3 protein-coding genes are annotated in these 3,680 nt (G+C 66.7%); 2 read left to right on the forward strand and 1 reads right to left on the reverse strand.

Going from position 1 to position 3,680, the window contains the following annotated elements:
* Positions 1–2,038, reverse strand: a 2,038-nt coding sequence (locus B2W55_RS17405; RefSeq protein ID WP_291532256.1) for a caspase family protein, incomplete at its 3' end; no start/stop codon positions are given.
* Between the two features lie 194 nt (positions 2,039–2,232).
* Between B2W55_RS17405 and B2W55_RS17410 the strand changes: the two genes are divergently transcribed.
* Positions 2,233–2,904: a DUF4286 family protein gene (locus tag B2W55_RS17410; protein WP_024579898.1), complete on the forward strand. Its 672-nt coding sequence runs from the start codon at positions 2,233–2,235 to the stop codon at positions 2,902–2,904.
* Between the two features lie 243 nt (positions 2,905–3,147).
* Positions 3,148–3,680: NAD(P)-binding protein (locus tag B2W55_RS17415; RefSeq protein WP_291532257.1), on the forward strand; the 533-nt coding region annotated here is incomplete at its 3' end.

Below are 3,680 nucleotides of genomic sequence, written 5' to 3' on the forward strand. Positions count from 1 at the left end.
GCGGTGCGGCACGCGAGACCGGCGCCGGCGATACCGCGGCATGCGCGGGCGCCGAGCGCGCGGCCGGTGCCGGTCGTGCTGCCGTCGCGCGATTCACCGGGGCCATCGCAGGCTTCACGTTGGCGGTCGGTGCGGTCGCGGCATGCGTGAGTGGTTGCCGCCCGGGCTTGCCGGCGGTCGTGGGCGCGTTTGGCGCCGCGGCCGCGCCAGGCTTGGTCGGGGCGGCTGGTTGCGCATTGGCGGGCGCCATCGCCGTCGCCGGCCTGGCGGGGGCGAGCGCATTCGGCCGCGCGCCGGGTTGCACGCTGCCGGGCGGTGTGGTGCCCGGCTGCACGGCGCCATGCTGCTGCGTGGCATTGGCCGGCGCGGTCGCCGACTGCGGCAGCGGCGGTCCATTCTTGGCACCCGGCAGGGTGTGCGCGCCCATCGCGTTCGGCGCGACTGCGTTCGGTGCAACTCCCGGCGCTCCCATGGCCGCGCCTTGTGCCGGCGTCACGCCCGGTTGCGTGAGGTTGGCACGCTGCATCGCCGCGGCCGGCAGTTGCGGAGCGGCCGTGACCGGCGCGCCGCCCATGGCCGCCGTCACACCGGCCGCATGGAGCTGCGCCGGCGTCGGGTTGGGATTGTTGATCACCGTGTTGATCACCGTGGTGTTGTGGATGTTGTTGAACACGATGTTGTTCGGCGGCGGCACGACATAGGCCGGAGCGGCGACATAGGCCGGCATCGCCACGAAGAACGGCGTCGGCAGCACGAACAGCCCGATCGGCGGCGGCGGCGGCGGGAGCACGACGAAGTCCGGCGGCGGCGGCGGCAGGAAGAACACCGGCGGCGGCGGCGGCGGCGCGAAGGCGAACACCGGATCGCTGTAGTAGAGCACCGGGCGGTCGACATAGACCACCTCGTCGGGCGGCGGCGGCGGCACGTCGTAGTCAATCGCAGCGAACTGCGGCGGCGGCTCCAGCGCGGCCGACAGATAGGCGAGCCGGCGCCGCGCGTCGTAGGCGTGCGGCCCGCGCGGATAGCGCCTCAGGTAAGACCAATACGCATCAGGCGTGTCGGCATTGTAGGTGCGCCGCCACGTGATGGACTCGCGCCGCGCCGCCACGATCGCGCGCACGCGCTTGGCAAGCGGATCGGTCGGGTAGGCCTGCAGATAGTCCTCGTAGCCTTGCAGCGTGTCGCGCTCCAGCGCGGCCGCATAGGCATCCTGCGCCGGGAAATCGCGGATCGGTTTGGTGCGCAGTCCGGCATCGACCTGCTGCGGCGGTGCGTCCGGCTTGCGCTCGAAGAACATGAAGGGCGCGTCGACCTTCTGCGCATTCCACGGGATCTCGGCACCCTTGGTCATCTCGTTGACCCGCAGGCGGACGCGGTCGAACACGTCGGGCAAGGTCAGTCCGCCGGCACGGATCATTTCCGCCAGCGCTTGGGCGTAAGGCCCGTAAGGCGGCGCGCCGTCAGGAGCGACGGTGCCCGGCGCGGAGTTGAAGGCGATCAGCATCTTGGGCTCGGGATCGACCAGCGCAAGCCCGCCGGCCAGCGGCTGGCTGTCCTTGGCGAACGGATTGCTGCGTGCCGCATCGAGCACGATCACCCCGGCCTTGATCGGCAGTGCCGACAATTGATGAGTGTAGTCGGAGATGCGGATCGCCTCGACCGGCACGTCGGTGTCGCGGGCGATCTTGGCGTCGACGGGCACGAAGTAATTCTCGCCGGTGAGCTGCACGCCGTAGCCGGCGAGGTAGACGAAGGCGACCGCATTGGGGCCCGCGTCCTGCACCTTCTGGATGAAATCGCGGAACGACTTGCGCAGCGTCTCGCCGTCGAGGTCGCGGGCCCCGATCACATCGAAGCCGGCAGCCTGCAAGGTCTGCGCGATCAGCCCGGCGTCGTTGGCGGCGGTCTGCAACGCGCCGGCCTGGTAGGCGCCGTTGCCGATCACGAGCGCGAGGCGCTTTTCCTGATTCTGGGCGTGCACGGGAAGCGACGCGAACGACACCAGACCGACGATCAAAGCCCAGAGAATGCGCGCCATGGTGGTCGTCCCTTTTTCTTCTCGAGAGTTGGCGTATCGGATGGAAATGCTACTTCCGTGAATGCGCGCTGAACAGGATTGCGGCAATTGTGGCAATCCTTGGTCTGCATGGCTTCGGGCATCGGGAACTGGCTTCCCGGGCTCGCGCCGTTCGGCGATATTGCGCAGATAAAACAGGCAAAAAGGAGCACGCGATGCCAATCGCCGGACAGGGCATGCTGCTGACATCGATGGATGTCGACAGCTTACACGAAACTGAATTCAACCGCTGGTACGATCGCGAACATCTTGAAGAACGAGTCGCTATCGACGGATTCCTGGAAGCCCGCCGCTACGTCGCGCATGACGGCAAGCCGAAATATCTGAGCCTCTATTCGACTGCGACCTTCGACGTGCTTGAGAGCCCGGCCTATCGCAAGGCGCTCGCCAACCAGACCGACTGGTCGAAGGCCAATATCGCGCGCTTCCGGAACATGATCCGCGGGGTGGCGCGCATCACGATCAGCCGCGGCGTCGGCAGAGGCTCCGCCCTCGGGATCATCCGCCTGCGCCCGCCCGCCGAGGGAGCCGACAAACTGCGCGCTGCGTTGCGGGAGCAACTCGATCCGGCTTCGCGCGACGGCATCATCTCGATGCACCTGTTGGAGAACGATCCTGAACTGTCGAAGCCGCTCACGGCGGATGCCGGGAAGGCCGATCCCGGCGCCGGCGACTGGTTCGTGCTGATCGACGCCACCGATGTCGGCGTGGTCGCGGCAGCCGCGGCAAGCATCACCGGCAACGCAGCCCTGAAGCCACTGGTGGTCAGCAGCGGCATCTATCGATTGCTGTGGGACATCGCGAAGAGCGATCTGCCGCGCGGTTAGCTGCGCAGATTGGCGGTGCAGGACATGCTGCACCGCCACATAACGCAATCGAGATTAACGCTACACGCGCATCAGCCGCGCGAAAGCGGATGATCGGACAATTTAGCCTTTGCCTTCTCTGGAACGGCTCTAATAAGATAAGCCTATGATCCAATTCAAAAACCAGAACAACGCCACGTGAGCGTTCGTCGTCAACGATAAGGCCGCGCGGCCAGGCATTATTCGCGCGGGTCAAAGGTAGGAATGAAACCGACTGATATCTCGGCGCCGGATTACTTTCATAAAGTAGTCGATTGCCAATGGGCCTGTCCCGCACACACCCCAGTTCCTGAGTACATCCGGTTGATTGCTGAGGGGCGTTACAGCGACGCCTACATGATCAATTGGAAGTCCAACGTGTTCCCCGGCATCCTGGGACGCACCTGTGACCGTCCCTGCGAGCCGGCCTGCCGCCGCGGCCGCGTCGAGGACAATCCGGTTGCGATCTGCCGCCTGAAGCGCGTCGCCGCCGACTTCAAGGACGATATTCAGCATCGCCTGCCGAAGCCGGGACCGAAGAACGGCAAGCGCGTCGCGCTGGTCGGCGGCGGTCCCGCCTCGCTCGCGGTGGCGCGCGATCTCGCGCCGCTCGGCTATCACTGCACCGTGTTCGACGGCGACCCCAAGGCCGGCGGCATGATGCGCAGCCAGATTCCGAAATTCCGCCTGCCCGACAGCGTGATCGACGAGGAGACCGGCTACATCCTGGGCCTCGGCGTCGAGTTCAAGGGCGGCCA

This window comes from Bradyrhizobium sp. UBA2491, assembly GCF_002341725.1.
Taxonomy (GTDB): domain Bacteria; phylum Pseudomonadota; class Alphaproteobacteria; order Rhizobiales; family Xanthobacteraceae; genus Bradyrhizobium.

Coding starts and splice junctions, on each gene's coding strand:
- B2W55_RS17410 (WP_024579898.1), top strand. CDS start 2,233: ATGCCAATCGCCGGACAGGGCATGCTGCTGACATCGATGGATGTCGAC.